The organism is Paucilactobacillus nenjiangensis, assembly GCF_005405445.1.
Classification (GTDB): domain Bacteria; phylum Bacillota; class Bacilli; order Lactobacillales; family Lactobacillaceae; genus Paucilactobacillus; species Paucilactobacillus nenjiangensis.
This window is the reverse complement of sequence record NZ_BJEB01000103.1, coordinates 1-1,812: the sequence shown is the minus strand read 5'-3', so window position 1 is coordinate 1,812 and position 1,812 is coordinate 1. Positions and strand designations below refer to the sequence as shown.

Genomic DNA, 1,812 nt, shown 5'->3' with positions numbered 1-1,812 from the left:
CCGCCGTATACGGAACCGTACGTACGGTGGTGTGAGAGGTCGGTAGCTGAACTAATCAACTGCCTCCTACTCGATTATTTCGGAGCGTGTAATGATTTTTAAAATAAATTTGGACATATTATGACCGTTGAAACTCATATAATATAAAATATATTAATCTCAATAAATATTTTAAAACTATCGGAGGGCTGATTATGGCGGAAAGCATTCATGATTTTTTTCAAAAACACTATGGCAACATCATGTCGAGTACCATCTATGCTCCATCGGTGGAACAAATTAACTCGGTCAAATCATCGCAAGCAGGAACAGATAACCTTTCTTACGAAGCCGCAGTTGAGTATCTTGATACTTATCAGCCAATGGATGTATTAGACGAGGGACCTAAATTAAACCTTGAATCACTTGTAGTGCTGCCAAGCCAAGCTGAATTCGATGTGACCGCTAATCAAGATGATTTTAGTGCATTCCACCAGGAAAATCCTGTGGATCGAGATTTGAGATATATCGTTGAACGTTTTAGTTGGCCAAAAGATGATCCAGAAGTTTCAGAGTTTAAGCTTGTAGGTGGCTTGACGACATCTTTTTTACTACACACATCAACTTCAAACCATGATTCGCTTAAAACTATCAGCCAAACTGATATTGATGAAGGAACTGAACGTATTTATCAAATCATTGAACAAATGTTAGCACTTAATCCAGATTCAAAATCTGAAAAAAGATTGCGAGTGGTCTTCGTGCTTCCCGATTCCATGAGCGAATCATTAATACCTCAATTTATTTATCGTGCTCGTCGCGAGGACTTCAGTCGAGCCTTTCCACTATTGACCGAGTTAATACCGGAAATTGAATTTTATAATGTTCTGATTAATCTTGGTGCAGAAGATGGATTCACGATGGAAAAACTGTATCAGAACATTGAACCGTTGATGGTATCATCTCAACCAGTACTGACAGATGAAATGTATCACGCTGTTGTTGACCCATATCGCCAATAATCGCAATCCAAAACAAAAGTGAAGGTGGGAGAGCATGAATCAAGCAACGGTAGATAAAATGATTGTTGAACACGAACAGTGGTTGGACGACCACGAAACAGGTACTCGTGCAGATTTTTCTAACTTAGATCTCAGCTCGAATAGTTTCGCCTATCATGATTTGAGTTATGCAATTTTTAATGGTGCCAATTTATCACGAGCAGATTTTGAAGATGATATTTTGAATGGAACTTCATTCGTGGGTGCAATCATGATTGCCACTGATCTATCATATGCGGCGATGTTTGGCACTGACTTTCAATACGCGGAATTGACGAATGCGTTTGTTGATGATATTTATGGTGCGGTAGTCGACTTTCGCCATTGTCAGATTGACGATTTTGAAGAAATTTCTCAACATATTTCCGATGCTCGCTTTGATGATGAAGTGTAGAATCACGAAGATTGAGTGCTGGTGGTTTTATTTTTTTCACTAACTTAATTGTCAGATAATCACTGATTTTAAGCGTTTTTAAGACTTGCTCATTATTTAATTTGTGAATTTTAAGGAACAAATAGTTTCACTCACTAAAAGTAAGTAATATATTGAATGTCATAATAAACGAAAGAAGGAACCAATTATGGCATATCAAGCAAGCAATGAAGAAAAAGCAATTAAGATTATTAACTTAGAAGGATTAGAGACTCAAGGTAAGGATCGAATGGAAGCTGGTGCATTGAGAGTATAAAATAGTTTGTGTAAATGAAATGCCTTCGTACATATAATATGTATCTAACTTAAATAAATGATGCTTCCAAGGTGTCCTGGAGT

The 1,812-nt window shown here is 37.2% G+C and carries 2 protein-coding genes; both read left to right on the top strand.

Annotated features, from left to right (window positions below):
- Positions 1 to 194 precede the first annotated feature (194 nt).
- Positions 195 to 1,001, top strand: a complete 807-nt coding sequence (locus FFM59_RS09905) for a hypothetical protein (RefSeq protein WP_137602855.1) — start codon at positions 195 to 197, stop codon at positions 999 to 1,001.
- A gap of 34 nt (positions 1,002 to 1,035) precedes the next feature.
- The gene (locus FFM59_RS09900) at positions 1,036 to 1,434 is read left to right on the top strand and encodes a pentapeptide repeat-containing protein (RefSeq protein ID WP_137602854.1); all 399 of its coding nucleotides are present in this window, start codon (positions 1,036 to 1,038) and stop codon (positions 1,432 to 1,434) included.
- Positions 1,435 to 1,812: the final 378 nt, after the last annotated feature.

Bases quoted from the DNA above. Each gene is read 5' to 3' on its own strand.
- FFM59_RS09905 (WP_137602855.1), top strand. From the start codon at position 195: ATGGCGGAAAGCATTCATGATTTTTTTCAAAAACACTATGGCAACATC.
- FFM59_RS09900 (WP_137602854.1), top strand. From the start codon at position 1,036: ATGAATCAAGCAACGGTAGATAAAATGATTGTTGAACACGAACAGTGG.